This window comes from Myxococcales bacterium (assembly GCA_022184915.1).
GTDB lineage: Bacteria > Myxococcota_A > Polyangia > Fen-1088 > Fen-1088 > JAGTJU01.
The window spans coordinates 723,272-745,559 of record JAGTJU010000002.1 but is presented as its reverse complement, the minus strand read 5'-3'; the positions used below and the strand labels follow the sequence as shown (position 1 = coordinate 745,559).

Sequence of the window (22,288 nt, the reverse complement as noted above, 5' to 3'; positions counted from 1 at the left end):
TATAGTGCCGGCCATGGCGAGCTTCTTCTCCGTGTTCCGATCCAGGCGGGTGGGATGGCTCACGCCGATCGGGTTCGCCGCGGGGCTGCCCTTTTTGCTCAGCCAGGGCAGCCTGCAAACGTGGCTGACGGTCGAAAAGGTGGATGTCTCCACCATCGGCCTCTTCACGCTCGTGGGCGTGCCATACAATCTGAAGTTCCTCTGGGCGCCCCTGCTCGACCGCTACAGCCTGCCGGGCTTTGGCCGTCGGCGCGGCTGGATGCTGGCGTTCCAGGCCCTCATCGCGGCCTTCGTCTTTGCGCTGGGCCTTTTGGGAGTGCAAGGCAATCTGGCGATCGTGGCGGCGCTTGCGCTCGGCCTTTCATTCGTTTCGGCCAGCTTCGACGTGGTGGTGGACGCGCATCGCACCGATCTCTTGGCCCCTTCCGAACGCGCGGCCGGCACGGCGACCTTCGTCACCGGGTATCGTGTGGCCCTCAACGTCACCGGCGCGCTGGCGCTCATCCTGGCCGACACCGTGACCTGGCGATGGCTGTACTTTGCGTTCGCCGCGCTCATGGCGCTCGGCCTTTGGTTCACCTGGCGGGTGCCTGAACCCGAGATGAAGGCCGCCCCCCGCACGCTCACCGAGGCCGTGGTGGAACCCTTCATCGATTTTTTCCGCCGCAAGGGCGCCCTCATCGCGCTGGCGTTCGTCATTTCCTTCCGGGTGGGCGATACGATCGCCACGACGATGATCACGCCCTTCCTCATCCGTACGGTGGGCTTTTCTCAGGCCGAGGTGGGTACGGTGAACAAGTTCTTCGGCTCGCTCGCGGCGATCGCCGGCTCGTTCCTCGGGGGTGCCGTGGTGGCCAAGTGGGGCCTGCGGCGCCCGCTCTTCGTGCTGGGAGGATTGGCCGCGCTCACCAACGTGCTCTATGCGGTGCTTGCCCATACCGGCAAGAGCTTCCCGATGCTGTTCATCGCGGTGGGGTTCGACAGCTTCGCGGGAGGCATGGGCTCGGCGGCGTTCGTGGCCTTTTTGATGACCCTCGCCGCCTCCCGCTACAGCGCCACGCAGTACGCGCTCTTGACCAGCGTGTCGAGCGTGGGCGGACGCGCGCTGGGCGCCTGGTCGGGGTTCCTGGCGCGCGAGCTCGGCTGGAGCTTGTTTTTTTTGATCACTGCGGCCTTCATTTTGCCAGCGCTCCTGTTCATCGCGATCCTGCCCCGCTCCGTGGAGGCGGCGAACGCGACGCCCGAGGCCGAACCTCCGCCCCCACGCCCACCGGGCTGCTAAACTTCAGAGGCTCCCAGCAGCTCGCGCGAGGCACATGCGACGTACGCTTTACTTGACCCGTCACGGCGAAACCGACTGGAACCGCGAGATGCGTTGGCAGGGGCACACCGACATCGCCCTCAACGCGCAAGGTCGGGCCCAAGCGCGCGGCCTGGCAGACCGTTTGGATGGGCTTGGCATCGCGCGCATCATGGCCAGCGACCTGGCACGGGCACGCGAGACGGCCGAGATCGTCGCGCAGCGGCTGGGCGTTCCCGAGGTGCACGTGGATCACCGGCTGCGCGAGCGCAGCTTCGGTGTCTTCGAGGGACTCACCCGCAGCGAAGTGGCCCTTCGCTACCCCAAGGAATGGGCCGACTACCAGGACGACAAACACGTCACGCCCCCGGGCGCCGAACCTCACGCTCTGGTCGTGGCCCGGGTACGGGCCGCGCTGCTCGACGTGGCGACCTCGCCGTTTGGCGAGGCCCCTGCGCTCATCGTCTCGCACGGGGGCGCCTTGCGCGTGCTGTTGGCCGCGGTGACGGGGCAGATCATTCCTCCCGTGCCGAACGCCGCGGTGTACGAGCTGCACGTCGAAGGTCATCACTTCAGCCCGGCCCGCCTGCTCGAAGCGTCTCCCGTTTCGGCTGCGTGACGCAGCCCCCGGGGGCGTCACCCTGCACTCTCTCCATCCTCCCAAGAGGCCCGGACCACGTCACCGGTTCTGCGCGGCACGACGCTTGCTGTTCCTTGGCGGCCGGAGGATATGAAGCATGCGAACAGGCTGGACATGGTGCAAAGCTCTGACCGCCACCTCGGCGTTGGGGCTCCTGGTGGTGGCAGGCCCGGTGGCCGCGCAGAGCCCTCTCGAAGGCGCCGAACGCGACATGGAGCGCGCGGGCCGGGAAGCTCGGCAAGAGGGCCGACAAGCCGGCCAAGAGATCGAGCAGGGGACACGGCAAGCAGGCCAGGACATGAAACAGGGCGCGCGGGAGACAAAGCAAGAGGCCCGCGAGGCCAAGCGAGAGGCCCAAAAGGAGGCCCGCGAGGCCAAGCGGGAAGGCCGCGAGGAGGCCCGTGAAGCCAAGCAGGAAGCCCGGGAGGCCAAGCAGGACTCGGGCCTCACGGCCGAGGCGAGCGACGCCTGGATCACGACCAAGTTGAAGGCGTCGCTCATCGGCGACGACAGACTCGAGGGCTCCGACATCAGCGTGGATACCGAGAACGACGGCGTGGTGACGCTCACGGGGACGGCGCCGAGTGAGGACATCAAGCAGCGGGCGGGTGATGTGGCCCGCAGCGTCGAGGGTGTTCGCAAGGTGAACAACGTCATCCGCGTCAAGACGTCCCGCTGACGGGTGAGCTCCGATCCCGCGCGTGGCGAAGGCGTGCGGGATCGGCGTAAACTCGAAGGGAATGTCCCCGCGTGTGCACGAGCTTCGTGAAGCAGACTTGGTGGCCTGCGGGCTCGCGCCCGACATCGCAGCTGCGTGGGTCCCCGCGCTCATCGCGTGCCGCGCAGAGCGGGGCGCCGCGGGGTGCTGGCAGGAGCTGATCCGCGAGAAGTTGACCCCCGAGGTGCCCTTCGCCGTGCACAGGCAACTTTTCGCCTGGGTCTACGCAGACCGGGCCGAGGAGGACGGTCCCGCACCGGCCTGGCTGCCCGACGACGACGCTCTCACCGCGGCCCCCATCGCCGCCCTGATGAAGGCCCACGGTTTTTCCGATGTACTCGCGCTGTGGCGATGGTCGATCGCGGAGCCCGCGGCTTTTTGGAACGAGGTCATCGATCGCCTGGGTATCGTCTTCGTGCGACGAGGACCGGTGTTGGCGCCCGGGCAAAACCCCGAGGCGGCGCGCTGGCTGCCCGAAGCCACCTTGAACATCGTGGCCAGTTGCTTCCAGGCCCCGCCCGAAACGCCCGCGATCGTCGCCGGCGCTCCGGGCGAACCGGAAACGGTGCTGAGCTACGGCGCGCTCGAAGCGCTCACGGCGCAGGTGGCGCAGGCATTGCGGGCGTGGGGCTTCCGCCCGGGCGACGCCATCGCGATCGACATGCCCATGAACGTCGAGAGCGTCGGCATTTACCTCGGCATCGTGTCGGCGGGTATGGCCGTCGTATCGATCGCAGATTCGATGGCGCCTGGCGAGGTCGCCACCCGGCTTCGGATCGCCGAGGCAAAGGCGCTGTTCACCGTGGGACATGTGCTTCGCGCCGGCAAGCCGTTGGCGCTTTACGAAAAGGTCACGCACGCCAACCCACCGCCCACCGTGGTGTTGGCAGCCCAAGGCCTGACGCTTCGGCCAGACGATATGACCTGGGACGCATTCCTTGCTCTGGCGCCCGCCCCCACGAAGCTCGTCGTGGAACCGGCGGCCGCGGCGGCGCCCCTCAACATCCTGTTTTCCTCGGGCACCACGGGCGAGCCCAAGGCCATCCCCTGGACCCACGTCACGCCCCTCAAAGCGGCGGCCGACGCCGCGTATCACCTCGACGTCAGGCCCGGCTCCGTGGTGGCCTGGCCCACGAATCTCGGGTGGATGATGGGCCCCTGGCTCATCTTCGCCACGCTCCTCAACCGCGCCACGATGGCGCTTTATGCCGACGCGCCCACGGGGCGGGACTTCGGCCGCTTCGTGCAGGACGCCAGGGTCAACGTTTTGGGCCTGGTCCCCTCGATCGTGAAGGCCTGGCGCGCAGACGATCGCATGATCGGCTTCGACTGGTCCGCGTTGCGGTGTTTCGGCAGCACGGGAGAAGCCTCGAACCCCGAAGACTATCTTTACCTCATGATGCTGGCGCACTATCGCCCCGTCATCGAGTACTGCGGCGGCACCGAGATCGGCGGCGGGTACATCACGGGCACGGTCGCCCTGCCAGCGGCCCCTGCGACTTTCACCATGCCCGCCCTGGGCACGCGCTTCGTTCTGCTCGACGAAGAGGAGCGCGAAACGACGAACGGCGAGGTGTACCTCGTGCCCCCGCTCCTGGGCGCTTCCGATCGTTTGCTCAACCGCGACCACCACGAGATCTACTTCGCGGGCACGCCGCGCGGACCGGGGGGCGAGCCCCTGCGGCGGCACGGCGATCAGCTCGAAGCCCTGCCGGGTGGTGCTTATCGCGCCCACGGCCGCGTGGACGACACCATGAACCTGGGCGGCATCAAGGTGAGCTCGGCAGAGATCGAGCGTGTGCTCGACGGGGTGCCTGGCGTGGGCCGCACAGCCGCCGTGGCCGTATCTCCTGCGGGCGGCGGGCCAAGCCTGCTCGTGATCTACGCCGTGGCCGCGCCGGAGCAGAGCCCCGAGCTGCTGAAGCCCAAACTGCAAGACGCGCTCAAGGCCGAGCTGAACCCTCTGTTTCGGATCGCGGAGCTCGTGCTCGTCGAAGCGCTGCCCGTGACCGCCTCGAACAAGATCATGCGCCGGGAGCTGCGGGCCCGATACGCCTCGACGCCCCGGGGGTAAATGCTGCACTCTGCCGCTGCGGGCCTGCGCTCAGCCAAGCCAAAACGAAAAATAGAGGTACATCGCGACCACCAAGCCCAGGACCACGGCGGTCCCCACGAGGTCGGCCGCCGACCAACTGGCCCGCACCGCAGCCCGGTCAGCGGCGGTGCGGGATCCGAAGGTCAGCCCGGTAATGGCCTCGAGTGGCTGGGCCGGCGCCGTCAAGGAAAGACCGATGACGATCGCCGCGCTCAACACCAGAAGAACGCCCGAAAAATAAAGGAAGCTAAAGGTCGCTGCGAACGCCCACCACGAACCCTGCGCGAACGGGCTGGTGCTGTGGATGGCTTCCAGGGTCAACTTGCCCATGCCCACACAAAACCCAAGGACCAACCCCCAAAAAGCCCCGCGGGTGTTGACCCGGGGGAAAAACAGCCCGAGCAAAAACACCGTGGCGATGGGCGGCGCCAGATACGCCTGCACACCCTGCAGGTACTGATATAGGCCGCCGCCGGCCATTTTGTGCATCACGGGGATCCAGACCAGCCCGAAGGTCACGACGACCACCGTTGCGATGCGGCCCACCTGGACCCGCTTGCGTTCGCTGCTTTTGGGGCGCAGCTTTTCGTAAATGTCGACCGTAAACAGCGTCGCGCAGGAGTTGAACAGCGACGCCAGTGACGACATCAGCGCGGACACGAGGCCCGCCACCACCAGGCCCCGCAGCCCGGTGGGCAAAAGCGTGGTGACCAGCGTCGGGAAGACCATGTCGCCGTCCAGACCGCCCCCGCCCGGTCGGTTCGGGATGACCATCAGGCCCTTTCGATGCAAGGCCCATCCAATCAGGCCCGGGACGAGGAAGATGAAGACCGGCCACAGTTTCAAAAAGCCACCGAAGATGGCACCGCGCCGCGCGTTCGTAAGGTCTTTGGCCGCCAGCGTGCGTTGAATGATGTACTGGTCCGTGCACCAATACCAAATGCCGATGACCGGAGAGGCAATGAGCACACCCAGCCACGGGAACTGGGGATCCGAAAGAGGCCTCCACAGCGCAAAATCGGCGGCGTTGTTCCGCGCCAGAGTTTTGAGTTCGCCCCACCCTCCCAGGGCCTCGAGCCCGAAAGATGTGATGACGGCGGAGCCCAGCAACAACAAGAAGGTCTGCGCCACCTCCGTGTAGACCACGGCACGAAGACCACCAAAGACAGTGTAAACACCCGTCAAAACGACCGTGGCGATGGCCCCCACCCAAAAGGCATTGTCCGGGCTGCCGAAGGTATCGGGCAGAAGCGAACGAAACACGAGCGCTCCTGCGTAGACGGTGACCGCCACCTTGGTGAACACGTAGGCCACGAGCGACACGATCGACAAGACCCAGCGCACCCTGGCGTTGAACCGGCGCTCGAGAAACTCGGGCATCGTGAAGACGCCGGACCGGTAGTAAAACGGTACAAAAACCCAGGCCAACACGATCATGACCCAGGCGTGCAGCTCCCAGTGCGCCATGGCCAGGCCCGACGTGGCGCCATTGCCGGCGAGGCCCACGATGTGTTCCGAGCCCACGTTGGAAGCAAAGAGCGAAGCCCCCACGACGAACCAGCCGATGTGGCGCCCCGCCAGGAAGTAGTCCGCCGTGTCGTTCACCCGGCGGGACGACCATAGGACGATGGCCACGATGACCAGGAAGTAGGCGCCGATGAGCGCAAAGTCCAGTGTTGCCAGGGGTGCGGCTCCCCGCGGTGCCGCCCCATCAAGCGACAGGGACAGGGACCGCGACGCAGCCGCAAGGGAGGTCACCCCGCGAGGGGCGAACGCTGCCAGCACGCCCTCTATCGATGCCAATGACACTTGCGAGACTTGCACGGCCGGCCCTACCACGACGCGCCCAGGCTCTCAGGATTGTCCGTAATAGGCGCCACGTCCATGCTTTCGAAGGAAATGTTTATCCAGGAGCACCTCCGGCGTCGGAGGAGCAGCGGGGTTTAGCAACAGCGACCGCCACGCCATGTCGGCGATGACTTCGAGAGCTCTTGCCGTATCCACGGCCTTGATAGAGCTCGGACCCCAGACAAAGGGCCCGTGGTGCCGCACCAGCGCCGCCGGAAACGAGAGGGGATCCACGCCCCGCAAGCGCTCGACGATGACGTCGCCCGTGGCCCACTCGTAGTCGCCTTGCACCTCGGCCGCCGTCAAGGCGCGTGTGAGGGGGACCGCGCCGTGAAAGTAGTCGCTGTGGGTCGTGCCGAGGCAGGGAATCTCGCGCCCTGCCTGGGCAAAGGCCACGGCATTCCTCGAATGGGTATGGATGACACTGCGCACGCCGTTCCCGGCGAACGCTTCGTAGAGCCTACGGTGCGTTGGCGTGTCCGATGACGGACGCAGCGCACCCCACACCCGTGTGCCGTCCATGGCGATGACCACCATCGAAGCGGGGCTCAGGGCCTCGTAAGGAACACCGCTTGGCTTGATGGCGAACACGCCCGCTTCGGGGTCGAAGACGCTGACGTTGCCGAAGGTCAGATCCACGAGACCGGTCGCGTTGAGCGCCAGGTTGGCGTGCAGCGCATCCGTCCGCAGCTCTTCAAAAGTTTTATCAGACATGGCAGTGGCATTTCGAGGTGGAAGGTGGCGCCCGTCGCTTCACGAGGCCCGGTAAGCAGCGTCGCTCAGTTTCAGCATCTGACGCAGCGTCGAGACATTGGTGGACTCGTCGATCGTGACCAGCTCCACGTTGGCCATGGACGCCCAGTCTGCGAGGCGTTCGGCCGTCACGGTTCGCGTCAGAACGCTGTGATGGCCTGCCCCCGCGTAGATCCACGCAGCCGCCGAAAGCTCGAGTGAAGGTCTCGGCTTCCAGCACACGCGTCCCACGGGAAGCCGCGGCATGGCCTGCAAAGGTGCCACGCAGTCGACGGCGGCGGCCACCATGCGGAAGCGGTGGCCGAGGTCGACCAGCGACACCGTCCAGGCGGGCCCTTCATCTCCGTCGAAGACCAGCCGCACGGGATCGGCCTTGCCGCCGATGCCGAGCGGGTGCGCTTCACACCGCGGACGAGCCCGGGAAAGAGAGGGGCAGACCTCCAGCATATGCGCCCCGAGCACCCGCGTGTCGTCGGCGGTCATGTGATAGGTGTAGTCCTCCATGAAGGACGTGCCGCCCGGCTCGCCCTGCCCCAACACCTTGAGCGTACGAACCAACGCAGACGTCTTCCAATCGCCCTCGGCCCCGAACCCATAGCCATCGTGCATGAGACGTTGCACGGCGAGACCCGGAAGTTGTTTGAGCCCGTGCAGGTCCTCGAACGTGGTCGTGAACGCTTTGTAGCCACCGTCGTCGAGGAAGGCGCGCAGGCCAAGCTCGATGCGGGCAGCGTCGAGAAGGTTCTGTGCTTTCCCGCCCCCCTTCCGCAGTTCGGGCGCCAGATCGTATTGGTCTTCGTAAAGCCGCACCAGGGCCTCGGCCTCGGCATCCGAGACACCCTCGATAACCCTCACCAGATCGCCCACGCCGTAGCCGTCGACCGTCAAGCCCAGGTGCATCTGGGCTTCGACCTTGTCGCCGTCGGTGACCGCCACGCTGCGCATGTTGTCGCCAAAGCGACAGAGCTTCAGCGACTTCATGGCGTCCCAGGCTCCGACGGCGCGCATCCAGGCCGCCACGGCTTGCCTCGTCGCGGGCGCCTCCACGTGGCCCACCACGACCTTGCGCTCGAGCCCGAGCCGCGTGCACATGAACCCGAATTCCCGATCCCCGTGGGCCGCCTGGTTGAGGTTCATGAAATCCATGTCGATGGAGTCCCACGGAATGGCCTGGTGGGCCTGCGTGTGCAGATGGCACAGGGGCACGGACAGCGCCTTGAGCCCTGCGATCCACATCTTCGCGGGAGAGAACGTGTGCATCCAGCAGATCACGCCCTTGCAGAGGGGATCGGTGCTGGCAGCGCGGCACGCGGCCAGAATCTCCTCGGCCGTTTTCAGGCAGGGCTTGGCCACCACGGTCATGGTGCTGAGAGGATCATCCGTCAAGCGTTGCGCTATGGCCTTTGCATGAGCGTCCACCGTGGCGAAGATGGCCTCGCCGTAAAGGTGCTGCGTTCCTGTCAGAAGCCAAACTTCCGATCGTTCCGTCGTGCGCGTCATCCCGTGATCTCCTGTCTGCGGTGTGCGGTCATCTTCGAAGGCGGCATCAGACGTCACTCTTTGCGACGTGGCGCACGCGGTCGCGGAGCGCCATCAAGTCTTTCATGACGTGCGCAAGGGGCTTGGCGTGGTTCGCGCGCCCAAAACCGTCGTGAAGGTCCGTGTAGAGCCCAAACAGACTCTCATAGATCTGGGACGCATCCGCACGGGGCTCGTAGACCTGTTTGACAGCGGGGACCATCGCGGCTTGCGTGCGCGTGATGTCCCGCGTGGCCGCTGGCTCCGCCAGGGTGGCCCCAATGAGGGCGGCACCGAAAGCACAGGCCTCATCCACACCCGCCACCGCGTGCGGCCGTCCGGTAACGTCCGCATAGATCTGCATCAGCAATGCATTTTTCTGCGCGATGCCTCCGCAGCAGACGATGGTCTCCACAGGCACGCCGTAGGCCGTCAGACGTTCGAGAATGGTCCGAGCGCCGAACGCCGAGGATTCAATGAGCGCGCGATAGATCTCGGCCTTCGTCGTTTGCAACGTCTGCCCCACGAGCAGACCTGTCAGCCGCGTATCCACGAGCACCGTTCGGTTCCCGTTGTTCCAATCGAGGGCCAAAAGCCCGGAGGCGCCCGGCCCCGAGGCCGCTGCGTCGCGGGTCAAGGCACCATGCCCGGCTTCACCAAGCACGGTGTCGACCCACCAACCGAAGAGATCGCCCACCGCAGATTGCCCCGCTTCGATGCCCGCCATGCCCGGCAGGATGGATGAATCGGCCACCCCGCAGACCCCGGGGATCGCGCGCATGGCCGCAAGGGGCATCACCGTGCAGTCGCAGGTCGAGGTGCCGATGGCCTTGACGAGCACCCCCGGCCGGACGCCGCACCCAAGGGCGCCGGCGTGGACGTCGAAGATGCCAACGCCCACGGGGATGCCGGGGCGCAAGCCCAGGCGTTCAGCCCAGGCAGCCGAGAGCGCGCCCGCCGCGACGTGCACATCCACCGCGTCGTCGAACAGGCGGGGCCGAAGCTGCGCCAAGGCAGGGTCGAGCACCTCGAGAAACGCGGCGTCGGGCAAGCCCCCCCAGCGTCGCGAAAACAGGGCCTTGTGACCTGCGGGGCACAAGCCGCGGCGGATCTGGTGGGGGTCCTCGATGCCACAGAGCTGGGAGGGGATCCAGTCCGCAAGCTCCACCCAACTCTTCGCCGCCCCAAACACCTTGCGGTTCGTTGCAAGGCAATGCCAGATCTTGGCCCACCACCACTCGGACGAATAGGTATCGCCCACCCACGCCAGGTAATCGGGACGGAGGGCGCGGGCCCTGGCGGTCAGCGCTTCGGCCTCTTCGATGGACGTATGGTCCTTCCACAGCCAGCACTGCGCGTCGAGGTCCTTCTCGAAGCCCGCCTGGGTGCCAAGGGCCCGGTTCTTTGCATCCACCGGCAGAGGCGAGGAGCCCGTGGTGTCCACACCCACGCCCACGATGGCCGCCGGATCGAAGTCGCGCGCGCTCTCACGGGCTTGATTGATAGCCCCGCGCACCGCCGCAGTGAGCGCGATCAAGTAGTCAGCAGGGTTCTGACGGGCCAAGAGCACGTTGCGAGCGTCCAGCAGCACGCCCCCCTCGCCGGAGGGATACGCCAGGCTCCCCATGCCGACCACTTCGCCGTCGGCCACGCGCGCAATGACAGCCCGTGCGGCACCCGTTCCGAAGTCGAGTCCGAGAGCGAAGGAAGACACCCCCCGAAGATAGGGAGAGCGCGACGCTCACAAAAGGCTGGAAACACTTAACAGTTAAGTGCAGCGAAGAAGAGGTTCTGTCAGGCTATGGGCGGCGCACCACGCCGTTCCATGAGTGCCCCCCAGCGTCCTGTCAGTCTTCGCGATGTCGCGTCAGCGACGGGGCTGTCTCGCACGGCCGTCTCGCTGGCCTTGCGCAACGATCCGCAAATCAGCGCCCCCACCCGGGCCCGGGTGAAGGCCGCGGCCACACGCCTGGGGTATGCCCGCAACCCCGTGGTGGGAGCCCTGATGGCACGCATGCGGGCGGGCCCCAAGAACCGCTGCCGTTTGCTGATTGGCCTCGTCAACGGCCACCGTCAAAAAGATGCCTTCACCACCCATCCCACCATCCCGCGGTATGTCGAGGGCATCGAACGGCGCGCGCGGACTCTGGGCTACGGCCTCGACAGGTTCTGGCTGCATGAACCCAACCTTGGCTCGGATCGTTGGTGTTCCATGCTCGCGTCCCGCGGCGTTCAGGGACTCATCCTGGTGGGCATCATGGGCGACAACCGCATTCCCGCGGCGTTCACGCCGGTCCTTGAACGGTTCCCCTCGGTCGTCACGGGCGTGCGCACGATCTCACCCGTGCTGCCCTTCGCCAGCGTCGATCACTACATTCTGTCCGTGCGCGCGATGGATGAAGCGCTTGCGCTCGGCTACCGCCGACCGGCGTTGGTGCTGGACCAGGTGATCGACGACTTGGTGGAGGGACGCTTCAGCGCGGGGTTCCGCCAGGGACAGAAAAAACTTCCGAAGACACGCAGAATCCCGCCCTTCTTCGAGGTGGCGGCCGCGCGCGCGGATCGCTCCGCCTTTTTCGCCTGGATGAAACGCTACAGGCCCGATTGTCTCTTCACGCTGTATCACGAGGTGGGTCGGTGGGTGGCAGAGAGGGGCCTCGTGGTCCCGCACGACATTGCCCTCGTGCAGCTCGAGCGACGACCCAGCCATCCCGACTGGGCAGGCATGAACCAACACAACGACATGGCCGGCGAAGCGGCCCTGGACATGGTGGTGTCCATGATCCACAGCGGGGAACCTGCCCTGCCAACCTACCCGCGGTCGACCCTCATCGGCCCGACCTGGCAGCCCGGCCCCACCGCACCAGGCCGCCGCTGAGGGGCTGCGGGCCTGCCCCTTGGCCACACCTTCCTCGACCCGACCGCAGGGCAGCGAGTCCCCCGCCTCACAACGACGATGTGGCCGGGGCAAGCTCCCACAGCGCGGCCGCCGTGCGGCGGGCAAGCGTACGCCCCTTGGCGCACAACGAGACGTGGTAACCAGCGGGCGGCTGCTTCACCTCCACGAGCTCGATGCGCCCGCGCAGGGGGCTATCCTTGCGCACGAGCTCGGGGACCACACCCACGCCGCATCCCAACGCCACCATGGCCAAGATGGCCTCGTTGCCTTCCACTTCGGCGTAGACATCGGGACGCGCGCCCTGGGCCGCGAGCCACGCGTCCAGGCGCTCGCGCTCGAGCCCCCGCCGGGGCAGGATCACCGGCAGACCGTCCCAGGCGCTGCCGCCTTGCCGCGCGCGCCGGGCCAGGTCTTTGTCGGCGGCGGGGGCGATGAAGGAAAGCTCCGTGAACGCGAGCCGCACGAAGCGGAGCTCGTCGGCGGGACGGTCGGGCTCGGGCACGACGGCCACGTCCACTTCGTCATTTTCGAGCCGCTGCAAACAGCGCGAGGCATCTGAAGTGCTGAGCTGCAGGTGAATGCCGGGGTACCGGGCGCGGCAACGTGCGAGCAGCTTCGGAAGCACCGAGTGGCACGCCGTCACCGTACAGGCCATACGCAGCTCACCGGTGGGCGCACGGCTCTCGGCCGCCAGCTCTTCCATCAAGCGCGCATGAGCCGCCAGCTGCGCGCGCGCATGGACGCGGAAGATCTCGCCCGCACGGGTCAATGTGACGGTGCGCTTCGTGCGGTGGAGCAGCGTCTGCCCGAGCTCGCTCTCGATGCGCTGGATGCATCGGGTGAGCGCGGACGGGCTCATATGCAGCGCATCAGCGGCGCGGGCGAAGTGAAGACTGTCTGCCAACCGCAGGAAAGCATTGAGTTCTTGAGTAGAGAGCGCAGACATAATTGCGGTTTACGCAATAGAGACTACCGATAATAGGTGCACTTGCAACCTTGGAGGCCCGCGGCCGGCGATCTATACCGTGGGGGCGAGCGCCCGTGGGGCGCCGTTTTCACCACCCGCTTCGCCCGAGGCGAAGGCACGCGAGGAGCCCTCATGTCCCGTCAGAACTATTTCAATACCCTCACGATGGCCGGCAAGCTCGACCAGCTGGGCCGATGCCGGTTCATGGACCGCAGCGAATTCAATGGCGTGGAAAAGCTCCGCGGCAAGAAGGTGGTGATCGTCGGCTGCGGCGCCCAGGGGTTGAACCAGGGCCTCAACATGCGCGATTCGGGGCTGGACGTGACCTACGCCCTGCGCGCGGACGCCATCGAACAAAAGCGCGTGAGCTACCAGAACGCCACCAACAATGGCTTCAAGGTGGGCACCTACGAGCAGCTCATCCCCACCGCCGATCTGGTGTGCAACCTGGCGCCCGACAAGCAACACGCCGACGTGGTGTCCAAGGTCATGCCCCTCATGAAAAAGGGCGCCTGCCTCGCCTACAGCCACGGGTTCAACATCGTGGAAGAGGGGCAGCAGATTCGTAAAGACCTCACCGTGGTCATGGTGGCGCCCAAGTGCCCCGGCACCGAGGTGCGCGAGGAGTACAAGCGCGGCTTCGGCGTGCCCACGCTGATCGCGGTGCACAAGGAAAACGATCCGAACGGCGACGGGCTGGAGATCGCCAAGGCCTACGCAGCAGCCACGGGCGGCGACCGTGCCGGTGTGCTCGAGTCGAGCTTCGTGGCCGAGGTCAAGAGCGACCTCATGGGCGAGCAGACCATCCTCTGCGGCATGCTGCAAACAGGCTCCATTTTGTGCTTCGACCGCATGGTGGCCCAGGGCATCGAGCCTGGCTACGCCAGCAAGCTCGTGCAGTACGGCTGGGAGACCGTCACCGAGGCGCTCAAGCAGGGCGGCATCACGTTGATGATGGATCGCCTGAGCAATCCGGCGAAGGTGAAGGCGTTCGAGCTGGCCGAGGAGCTGCGCACCCTGATGCGTCCGCTCTTCCAAAAGCACCAGGACGACATCATCACGGGCGTGTTCAGCGAGACCATGATGCGCGACTGGGACAACGGCGACGCAAACCTGCTGGGCTGGCGCGCGGCCACGAACGACACCGCGTTCGAGCAAACGGCCGCAGGTGCCACGAAGATCAGCGAGCAAGAGTACTTCGACAACGCCGTGCTGATGGTGGCCATGATCAAGGCCGGCGTGGAGCTGGCCTTCGAGTGCATGGTGGCCGTGGGCATGAAGCCCGAGTCGGCTTACTACGAGTCGCTTCACGAGACGCCCCTCATCGCCAACCTGATCGCGCGCAAGAAGCTCTACGAGATGAACAAGGTCATCAGCGACACGGCCGAGTATGGCTGTTACCTGTTCAGCCACGCCGCCGTGCCTCTGCTCAAGGAGTTCATGGCCAGACAGTCGACCGATGTCATCGGCAAGCCCTTTGCGCCCGGCAGCCAGCAGGTGGACAACCGCCGTCTGCTCACCATCAACCAGGCCATCGAGAACCACCCTGTGGAGACGATCGGCAAAACGCTGCGTGGCTACATGACGGCCATGAAGCAGATCGCGGTCGGCGGCTGAGCCTTCGTTGCGAGCGGCCATGACCGTTGCGTCGCTCACGCTTTCGTGGTCCGAACCGGGCCTCACCCTCCTCACCGGCGCCAACGGCGCGGGCAAGTCCTACGCTGCCCGCGCCCTGGCCGCCGAAGTGTTGGGCGCGGAGTTGCTTTCGGCGGAGAGCCAGCAGGCCTTCTACGAGGCCCAGCTGGCTGCCTCCGAGAGCAACTTCCAGCAGGGTGTGGACACCAGCAGCAAGGTGTCCGAGCTGCTCGGCGACGCGGGGCGCGCCCACCCGCTCTGCGAGGCGTTTCGCCTGGGTCCGCTGTGGGATCGCGGCTATACCGCGCTTTCCACGGGCGAGGCGCGCAAGGTGCTGCTTCTGCAGGCCGTGCTGCACGCGCCGCCGCTCATGGTGCTCGATGAGCCCTTCGAGGGGCTCGACGTGGCGTCTCGCCAGGAGCTGGCGCGCGCCATCGTGCAGGTGGCGGCCCGCCACCACGTGTTGGTGGTGGCCACCTTCCGCGCCGGTGAGCCGCCTTTCCCCGCCGAAGCGGTGCGTGAGGTGATCGTACTGGCGCATCGGGAGATCACCTTTCGCGGCACGGCGGCCGCGTTTCTGGCACAGGCCGCGCCGCTGCGATCAGTGCACGCACCACCGCCCGTCGAGCTCGGCAGCTTTTACCCGCCGTTGCCGCCCGACGTGCCGCTGGTGCGCCTTGTGCGCGGACGCGTGCAATACGGCGATGACGTCATCTTCGAGGGCCTCGACTTCAGCGTGGCGCAGGGCCAGCACACCTTGATTGAAGGCCCGAACGGCTCTGGCAAGTCCACCTTGCTCGAGCTCATCACGGGAGATCACCCTCAGGGCTACAGCAACGATCTCACTCTCTTTGGCCGGCGGCGCGGCAGTGGTGAGACGGTCTGGGATCTCAAAAAGAACGTGGGTATGGTTTCGGCGCGCCTGCACCGCGATTACCGCGTGGGCGGCAGCGTGGAAGAGGTGCTGATGAGCGGCCTCCACGACAGCATCGGCCTTTACTGTCAGGCTGAACCCAGCCATCGCGCCCGCGCCCACGCGTGGCTCGAGTGGCTTGGGCTGGGGCTTGCGCCCACGGCGGCCTTTCGCGCGTTGTCCTTCGGGCAGCAGCGGCTGGTGCTGATTGGCCGCGCGGTCATCAAGGTGCCTCCGCTGGTGGTCATGGATGAGCCCACGGCGGGCCTTGACCCCGCCGCCCGCGAGCGCGCGCTGGAGCTGATCGCGTCGCTCGGCACCCAAGCCAAGAGCACCGTCCTCATGGTCACCCATCGCGACGATGAACGCCTCTTCTGGCACAAGCGGGTGGGTGGCGCGGTCCTGGCGCTGCGCGCGCGGTGAAGCGGCTATACCCGGTGCCGAAGACGGAACGGGAGGTCGACATCTCCGTCGAGGTCCCCGGTGCCAGGCCCCGTGTCCGACAAGGCCCGCGCTTTCGCTCGCACCTCGAGAAGATCCCCCCGTCGACCGGCGACGTGGCTAGGGCTTTGGGGCGATCGCGATCCCAAAAGCGCTGGAACAGACGTCATTCGTACGCTGAAGCAACCCGCGATCCACAGGGCAACGCTGCGCCGCAGCCTCTGGCAGCGGATCTTCAACGTCACGCCGAGGTGAACTTCCTAGGCGGCAGATTCGGAAATCACAGGCTGGAGCCACACATCGGCCCCGGAGCGGAACACGAGTCGAAACCACAGACCGGAGAGATTCCGATCGTGCTGTTCCCGCTCACGAAGACATCGATGCCTTCGATGCGGGTCGAACACAGAATCCCGGGCGCCTTGTTCTCGAGAACGGTTGAACGCTCGATGCGCGAGCCCGCCGCCGGCTGAGTCAGCAGCATGCCGCCCCAAGCGGCCGCCCCCGAAAACCCCGGTCCATTGCGTGCCACCACGCTGTTCTTCAGTACCAGCTGGGCGTTCTCCACCAAAATCCCCCCCCCGGCGTTGTCCACGATCGCACTTTGCTCGAGTGACAGCCTCGTGTTCGCTCCCGTGACGGACACCCCCGCCTCTGTACCACCCTTGACCGTCACGCCGCGAACGTAGAGCTGTCCACCGCTGACCGTGAGTCCCGTGGCGGCCCCAGGTGCCACCAAGGCCCCCCCCTGCCCCACCAGCGATAGCTTTGCGGGCCCGGCGTAGACAGCGCCAAAAACGGCCTTGGGCCCGCGGAGGACCACCAAGGCCTTGCCGGCCCCCGCCGCCGCCGTGAGGCCTTCCTGAAGCCCACAGTACGGCGTTGCGAGCGTCCCCGCTTGGGCCGCATTCATACACTTGGCCGCAACGTTTTCGACGTAGACGGACTCGGCCGGGCTGGCACAACGCCCGTCTTCGTGAGACATGCACACCCCCGGCTCTACGGGGCATTCGGGGTCGGTGCGACACGGCCGGCACGAACTGGCCTCGCAGATGGGCTTGTTGCTCGCCTTGCAATCCCCGTTGGCCACACATTCGACACAGCGTCCTTGATCGCCGCAGACTGGCTTTTGCCCATTGCGGCCGGAGCAGACATTGGCGTCCGCTCCTGGGCTGGTGCAGGCCACACACGCGCCCTGCACGCATGCCGGGGCCTCCTCCGGGCAGCTCCCGTGGCCGAGGCACGCCACACACCGGCCCGTCATCTCGTCACAGAGCGGTTGCGCATCACCCCGCTCTTTGCACGCCGCATTCGATTTACACTTCGTGCACATACCTTGGTTGCAAACGGGCCGGTCTGGGTCCGCGCATTCCATGCTCGGTGTGCAGCCCGGGCGCGTGTCGACGGGCTCCTCGGCGTCGATGCCCGCCTCGCTGGGGAAAGCATCGGGCTCGCTGGCATCCACCGCGCCATCTGCCACGACGGGCGGCACGACCTTCTCGGTGCACAGGGGCCCCCCGAGGTCACAAACGGTCTGTGTCTCGCAGCTCGAAGCGAGCCACACGCAGGCCACCATCGTCAGCCCCAAGACGCGTGTGCAAGTCATTTCAGTGCCTCCCATAGCAGGTACGCTCCGCCCGCGATGGCCGCCACACCCGCCACGGTGAGGAGAGCGCCTCCCGAGGTATCGGCTTGCCGATTGGGTCCCAGGCTCTCGCCATCAATCGCCCATAGACTTGCCCCCAGCGCGCCCACGAGCACACCCCCGCCGAGCAGCGCCGCACCCGTGTAGAGCTTGCCCCGCGAGGGAGGCTTGGCGTCGGCAGACACAGACAGCGAGGCCGCGGGTGCGGCCGGCGGTGGGGGAACCGACAGCGCCTTCTTCGTCACCACCGCGGTGGCCAGCTCGCACGCGATCTTGGTGTGGCGCTCGAGCTCCCCCTGCAACCAGGGGAGCGAGCAGATGGCGTCTTCCACGGTACGAGGAACCGCGTACGTGACAGCGCCGGCGGCGTCCATCACCCGCATCCTGATCGCACAGATCGCAGGCACGTCGTTCGTCACGGCAGCCTCCGCCCTCATGACGAAGGCCTCGCCAACCGCGGCCACCCCGCTGGCCCGGCACCCGGAAGCCTCCAGCGCCGCCGTGACGATGCCCACGACGTCGAGTCTGTGATCCGCCACCGCCACCTCGGGCGACGGCAACACCGAAAAGGTCGCCACGGGAGCGTCCGCCCGACACGGCCACGGGGCCGCGAAGGGAGACGCGATCAGGATCAGGATACCGAGACGCTTCGCCTTCACGTGCTATTTCAACCTTTCCGACAGTTTCAAGAGCAACCGGTCCGAAGGGTAGCGGCTGAGCCCCTCCTCTACCACGGCACGCGCGGCCTGCGCTTCTTCTTGCGCCAGGTGCACCCGCGCCAACAAACCATAGGCCTGCGCGCTCTTGCCCGCCGCCACCGCCTCGAGAGCCCACCGGTTCGCCTGAATGTAATCACCCACCAGCAAGGCCCGCTCCGCCGCGTCCAGGAGGGGCGCGTCGGCTTTCGGGGCCTCGTGCGGTGAGGTCACCGTGGCCTGCACGTCCGGGGCTTCGCGCACGGCCGGAGGCTTTTCGGGCGCAGGCACGGGCGTAGGTCCGGGGCTCGGGCGGGACGGGGCCGCCACCTCGGCATTGATGGCGGCAGGGCCCGCGACGGGGGCGGCCGGCGGAACGGCCAGAACCTCGGGAGGCACGGGAGCGGGCGCAGCCGGGGGCAAGACCGTCGCGCGCGGCTGCGGACGATGTGCGCCCGCGCCGCCCCGTGCCCACCAAAGCCCCATCGCGGCGAGCCCCGCCAGAACGAGGATCAGCACCACGGTACGTTTTCGCCTTGGCTCTTGCGCCGCCGCCACGGGCAGGGTGCTGCTGGTTCGCCTTCTTTCGGGCCGAAGGGCCTCGAGGCGCGACCGCCACGCGGACGAAGAGCTTGGCCGTGCGCGGGGGTCGATCGCCAGCGCCTCCATCACCAAACTTCGCAAGACCGGCGATGCGCCCGGCGCAACCAGAGCTGCGGGCGGCGTATGCGCTTTGGCCCAGCACAGAGTGGGCGTATCGGAGGCCTCGTGCGGCAAACGCCCCTCGAGCATTTCGTACAGGATCACGGCCGCGGCGTAAATGTCCGCGCGCGGATCCACCGCCCGGCCCTCCACGACCTGTTCGGGGGCCATGTAGCTTGGGGTTCCGAGCGCGGTCTCCGGCCGGGTCAGGCCGTCGATAGGGAGATTGGCTTCGGGCTGCATGAGCTTCGCCACCCCGAAGTCCAGGATCTTGACCAACGTGCCCTGGCGGCCTTCCAGGACCATGACGTTCGAGGGCTTGAGATCGCGATGCACGATGCCAGCTTCGTGTGCGGCCTCGAGACCCCGTGCGATCTGGACCGCGATCGCCACGGCCTCTTCGGGGGACCAGCAGCCCTTTTCGGCGTTGAGGGCCTCGAGCGTTCTGCCTTCGAGGAGGTCCATCACGACGAACGCATCACCCTGCGGTGTCTCGCCGGCGTCGGTGATCTGCACGACGTGAGGATCATCGATTTTGTTGGTGGCACGAGCCTCGCGGACGAAGCGCGCCTTCAGCTCGGGACTGCCCTGCAAGAACGGAATCTTCACCGCCACCTTGCGCCCGATGCCCTCATGCTCACCCTCGTAGACCGCGCCCATCGAACCCGTTGCCAGGAGCCTCTGCACGCGATAGCGGCCACCGAGCAACGTCCCCACGTAGTCAGCGGGCCGGTTCATCGGGCCTGCCGCGTTGACGTCGACCGTATCCTCGGGCGTGGCGAAACGGGCCGCGTCCACCAGGGCCTCGCGTTGACGGCGATCCAATGCGATCTGCGCGCCGAAAGCGACACCGAGCCACGCCGTGAGGGCTTTGCGGTGATCGGCGGGAGCGACAAAGCGCGAGAGCTCTTGCGCAAACTCGTCGGCAGAGCTGAACCTGTCCAGGGGATCCTCGGACAAGGCGATCCTCAAGGACTCGTCGAGCTCCGCCGGGCCACCATAAAGGGACGGAGACACGAAGGCCCACGACCGAGGTCGCCCCTCATCGAACAAACGTCGCCCCGCCAACAGCTCCCATAGGACCACGGCCACCGAAAAGAGATCGGCCCGGTGATCCGTGGGTGCGCCGTAAAGATGTTCGGGAGCCACATAGCCAGGTTTGCCCAGCTTCAGGGAAAGCCCCGTCTGTCGCGTGTCATCGACCTGGCGGGCGAGGCCAAAATCGAGGAGCTTCACCGCTCCTGCGCTGGTGACCATGATGTTCGAGGGCGTCACGTCCCGATGAACGAGCCCGTGCTGGTGCGCATGGGCCAGGCCCTGCAGCGTCTGCATGGCGACGTGCAACGCAAGCTCGGGAGGGAGCGCTTGTTCCGCGCCCTGGGAACGGGCCAGCACGTCGGCCACGCTCTTGCCCTCGAGAAACTCCATGGCGAGATAGAGCTGCCGCTCCACCAGCCCCGCGTCGAAGACGTACACGAGATTCTCGTGCGCAAGACGCATGACCGCCCCTGCTTCCTCGAGGAACCGCTTCGAAAGCAGTTCGGCGTCTCGGTCACCCGGCAGATACCGCACGGTTTTGATCGCGCAGACCCGCCGGGCACCGATGCCGCCGGCCAAGGCCAGGAACACCTCGGCCATGCCCCCCTGTGCCAGCTCCCCCACCAGCGTGTACTGCGCGCCGAGCGCACGCGGAAACCCGGCGCGCAAGGGGGCAGTTCGGCGGGGCTGGGGTTGCGAGGCCATGTTCGGGCCCCGAGGTTAATGGAAAACAGGGGCGAAGTCGCCGTCTTGCCGAACCCCCGCGTGTTTCGTCCGCCCCGCTCGCTCGACCTATCCGCCGAACGCCGGGTTCGTCGCGGTCATGTGCAGCTGGAACTCCGCTCCGCGGTGCCCGGGATAGCGCTTTTTGAGCGCCTCCTCCAGGGCCTCACCGCGCAGGCCCGCATCGAGCGCCTTCACAAGATCGCCGAGGTACGCCCGCTGAGCCAAGAGCACGTTGCCATCGGCCGTGGGCCCGTGACCGGTCAAAACCTGGACGGCCGCGCCCGGATGCGCGGTGATGACACCGTCCAGGAACCCGAGCCACGCGTCGAGAGCCGCGCGATCCACGCCCATACCCGCCCACGCATGCACGTGGTTGTAGGCGAGGTCCGAGGCGAAGAGCGTATCGAGCTCCGGCATCCACACGCAGGTGAGACGGGTGAACTCCGACGGCGCAGGGGTCACCCACGTCCGAAAGCTCACCGAGGGCGTGCCCGCAAGCACGAGCCCGTCCGCCGGCATGACCTTGACCGCCGCGCGATAGTCGAAACGGTCAGCCGAGAGATCGGGCGAGGTGAGCAATCCGTACTGCTCCATCGTCTTGGCCATACCCACGATGTCGTCCACGATCTCGGGCCTGGCCACCAAGAGCGGGGCTTCAGGAAAGCGCTCACGCAGCGCCTTGATGCCAAGAAACACATCGGGATGACCGTGCGAGAGCATCACCGCCTGCAGCTGCCGCCCAAAGCTTGCCACGAACGACGCCAGCTTCGCGCCGTCGTCGTTGCCGTTGCTTGCCGTGTCGATGAGCACGGCGTGGGTATCGTTCATCACCAGCCACGCGTTGGCGTTGAAGTAGGGGTGCACGTAGCGGGCGATGCGGATCCCGCTTCCCTTGGTCACCGGCCGCTCACCCGCGGACTCGCCGGCAAGCGCTTCCAGCACGAGCTCGGCCACCACGCGCCCTGAGTTCTGTTGCTGATCGGTGATGAGATGTCCGTCCCGAATCGCAAAGGGGGCGAAGGGCGGCGCCACCTCGAACCGTGTACCCGGAAGCGCCCGTGCCTCGTCCTCGATCCAAAACGGTTGAATCCGCTGTCCCACGATGGCGTCCGCAAACGCCTCTTCGCTGTTGGCGAAGCCCGTCCAGGTTTTTCCCTTCACCAGAAGTTCACCAGTGGAAAGCCTGGTCTCGAGAAGTAGGCATGTGCCGTGGCAGACGAGCGCGGTCACCTTGCCCGCCTCGTAGAATCGCGCGACAAGCTGCGCAAGCTCGGTATTGCCTCTGAACGTCACCATGGGAGATTGTCCGCCTGTCACCAGCACGGCGTCGTAACCCGTCACGTCGACGTCCTTGATGCTCTTCGTCTCGTGAAGCAACGCACGATGTACCTTGGACGTCTTGAAGCCGAGCGAGAGCACGTCGTGCGCCGAGTAGCCGCTTTCATCCTCCGGGTCGGAGTAGCCATCGGCCTCGAGCCTGCCGCCGCTTGGGCTGCGGATCTCGACCTCACAGCCGGCTTCCACGAACGCCCAGTAGGGGTGCGTCAGCTCAGCCCACCAAAAGCCCACGGGCCATCCCGTGGTAGGGGACACAGCCGGGTTGGCGGCAATCATCAGGATCTTCTTTTTGGGTGCATTCTTGCTCATGCCCCCACTCTTCCCGAAGGCCATGGGCTCGGCCATGCAAACGTCTGAAACGAATGATTGCATGCGATGCAACTTCCGGAGGAGAGGATCGAGGCAGCTTCAGAGTCCTGC

The 22,288-nt window shown here is 66.5% G+C and carries 16 protein-coding genes; 7 read left to right on the top strand and 9 right to left on the bottom strand.

Annotated elements, in window-relative coordinates; genetic code table 11:
* Positions 1–13: 13 nt before the first annotated feature.
* From KA712_10780 to KA712_10765, 4 genes are all read left to right on the top strand, one after another.
* A complete protein-coding gene (locus tag KA712_10780; protein ID MCG5053433.1) occupies positions 14–1,282 on the top strand; it encodes an MFS transporter in 1,269 nt (422 codons plus the stop codon).
* A 34-nt stretch (positions 1,283–1,316) separates the two neighbouring features.
* Complete coding sequence (locus KA712_10775; protein ID MCG5053432.1) at positions 1,317–1,919, top strand: histidine phosphatase family protein; 603 nt, start codon at positions 1,317–1,319, stop codon at positions 1,917–1,919.
* A gap of 118 nt (positions 1,920–2,037) precedes the next feature.
* Positions 2,038–2,619, top strand: a complete 582-nt coding sequence (locus KA712_10770) for a BON domain-containing protein (GenBank protein MCG5053431.1) — start codon at positions 2,038–2,040, stop codon at positions 2,617–2,619.
* 61 nt (positions 2,620–2,680) lie between these two features.
* Positions 2,681–4,732 (top strand): AMP-binding protein, encoded by a 2,052-nt coding sequence (locus tag KA712_10765; protein MCG5053430.1) that lies wholly within the window; start codon positions 2,681–2,683, stop codon positions 4,730–4,732.
* Between the two features lie 30 nt (positions 4,733–4,762).
* Here the strand turns inward: KA712_10765 and KA712_10760 are convergent, their stop codons facing one another.
* The 4 genes from KA712_10760 to KA712_10745 are packed head-to-tail and all read right to left on the bottom strand — an operon-like array spanning position 4,763 to position 10,586.
* The gene (locus KA712_10760) at positions 4,763–6,577 is read right to left on the bottom strand and encodes a sodium:solute symporter (GenBank protein MCG5053429.1); all 1,815 of its coding nucleotides are present in this window, start codon (positions 6,575–6,577) and stop codon (positions 4,763–4,765) included.
* Positions 6,578–6,607: 30 nt separating this feature from the next.
* Positions 6,608–7,315: an L-ribulose-5-phosphate 4-epimerase AraD gene (gene araD / locus KA712_10755; GenBank protein MCG5053428.1), complete on the bottom strand. Its 708-nt coding sequence runs from the start codon at positions 7,313–7,315 to the stop codon at positions 6,608–6,610.
* Positions 7,316–7,354: 39 nt separating this feature from the next.
* Complete coding sequence (araA, locus tag KA712_10750; protein MCG5053427.1) at positions 7,355–8,854, bottom strand: L-arabinose isomerase; 1,500 nt, start codon at positions 8,852–8,854, stop codon at positions 7,355–7,357.
* A 46-nt stretch (positions 8,855–8,900) separates the two neighbouring features.
* A complete protein-coding gene (locus KA712_10745; GenBank protein MCG5053426.1) occupies positions 8,901–10,586 on the bottom strand; it encodes a ribulokinase in 1,686 nt (561 codons plus the stop codon).
* A gap of 111 nt (positions 10,587–10,697) precedes the next feature.
* Here KA712_10745 and KA712_10740 point away from each other — a divergent pair, with 111 nt between their 5' ends.
* Positions 10,698–11,750 (top strand): LacI family transcriptional regulator, encoded by a 1,053-nt coding sequence (locus KA712_10740; GenBank protein MCG5053425.1) that lies wholly within the window; start codon positions 10,698–10,700, stop codon positions 11,748–11,750.
* A 67-nt stretch (positions 11,751–11,817) separates the two neighbouring features.
* On the opposite strand, the gene ilvY is transcribed toward KA712_10740, so the two are convergent.
* A complete protein-coding gene (gene ilvY, locus KA712_10735) occupies positions 11,818–12,717 on the bottom strand; it encodes an HTH-type transcriptional activator IlvY (protein ID MCG5053424.1) in 900 nt (299 codons plus the stop codon).
* 153 nt (positions 12,718–12,870) lie between these two features.
* On the opposite strand from ilvY, the gene ilvC reads away from it, so the two are divergent.
* Positions 12,871–14,355 carry a ketol-acid reductoisomerase gene (gene ilvC, locus KA712_10730; GenBank protein ID MCG5053423.1) on the top strand — a complete coding sequence of 495 codons (1,485 nt, stop codon included), beginning with the start codon at positions 12,871–12,873 and terminating at the stop codon, positions 14,353–14,355.
* Between the two features lie 19 nt (positions 14,356–14,374).
* The gene (locus KA712_10725) at positions 14,375–15,709 is read left to right on the top strand and encodes an ATP-binding cassette domain-containing protein (GenBank protein MCG5053422.1); all 1,335 of its coding nucleotides are present in this window, start codon (positions 14,375–14,377) and stop codon (positions 15,707–15,709) included.
* Positions 15,710–16,007: 298 nt separating this feature from the next.
* Here KA712_10725 and KA712_10720 read toward each other — a convergent pair whose 3' ends face one another.
* The 4 genes from KA712_10720 to KA712_10705 form a co-directional block, all read right to left on the bottom strand.
* Entirely contained in the window at positions 16,008–17,330 is a 1,323-nt protein-coding gene (locus KA712_10720) for a right-handed parallel beta-helix repeat-containing protein (GenBank protein ID MCG5053421.1), read from the bottom strand.
* A complete protein-coding gene (locus tag KA712_10715) occupies positions 17,327–18,028 on the bottom strand; it encodes a hypothetical protein (protein MCG5053420.1) in 702 nt (233 codons plus the stop codon). The genes KA712_10720 and KA712_10715 overlap by 4 nt, the downstream gene beginning before the upstream one ends.
* A 3-nt stretch (positions 18,029–18,031) precedes the next feature.
* A complete protein-coding gene (locus KA712_10710; GenBank protein ID MCG5053419.1) occupies positions 18,032–20,509 on the bottom strand; it encodes a protein kinase in 2,478 nt (825 codons plus the stop codon).
* A gap of 87 nt (positions 20,510–20,596) precedes the next feature.
* Entirely contained in the window at positions 20,597–22,177 is a 1,581-nt protein-coding gene (locus tag KA712_10705) for a DJ-1/PfpI family protein (protein MCG5053418.1), read from the bottom strand.
* Positions 22,178–22,288 lie beyond the last annotated feature (111 nt).

Bases quoted from the DNA above. Each gene is read 5' to 3' on its own strand.
- KA712_10725 (MCG5053422.1), top strand. From the start codon at position 14,375: ATGACCGTTGCGTCGCTCACGCTTTCGTGGTCCGAACCGGGCCTCACC.
- KA712_10705 (MCG5053418.1), bottom strand. From the start codon at position 22,177: ATGAGCAAGAATGCACCCAAAAAGAAGATCCTGATGATTGCCGCCAAC.
- KA712_10765 (MCG5053430.1), top strand. From the start codon at position 2,681: ATGTCCCCGCGTGTGCACGAGCTTCGTGAAGCAGACTTGGTGGCCTGC.
- KA712_10720 (MCG5053421.1), bottom strand. From the start codon at position 17,330: ATGACTTGCACACGCGTCTTGGGGCTGACGATGGTGGCCTGCGTGTGG.
- araA (MCG5053427.1), bottom strand. From the start codon at position 8,854: ATGACGCGCACGACGGAACGATCGGAAGTTTGGCTTCTGACAGGAACG.
- ilvY (MCG5053424.1), bottom strand. From the start codon at position 12,717: ATGTCTGCGCTCTCTACTCAAGAACTCAATGCTTTCCTGCGGTTGGCA.
- KA712_10780 (MCG5053433.1), top strand. From the start codon at position 14: ATGGCGAGCTTCTTCTCCGTGTTCCGATCCAGGCGGGTGGGATGGCTC.
- KA712_10770 (MCG5053431.1), top strand. From the start codon at position 2,038: ATGCGAACAGGCTGGACATGGTGCAAAGCTCTGACCGCCACCTCGGCG.
- ilvC (MCG5053423.1), top strand. From the start codon at position 12,871: ATGTCCCGTCAGAACTATTTCAATACCCTCACGATGGCCGGCAAGCTC.
- KA712_10710 (MCG5053419.1), bottom strand. From the start codon at position 20,509: ATGGCCTCGCAACCCCAGCCCCGCCGAACTGCCCCCTTGCGCGCCGGG.
- araD (MCG5053428.1), bottom strand. From the start codon at position 7,315: ATGTCTGATAAAACTTTTGAAGAGCTGCGGACGGATGCGCTGCACGCC.
- KA712_10740 (MCG5053425.1), top strand. From the start codon at position 10,698: ATGAGTGCCCCCCAGCGTCCTGTCAGTCTTCGCGATGTCGCGTCAGCG.
- KA712_10775 (MCG5053432.1), top strand. From the start codon at position 1,317: ATGCGACGTACGCTTTACTTGACCCGTCACGGCGAAACCGACTGGAAC.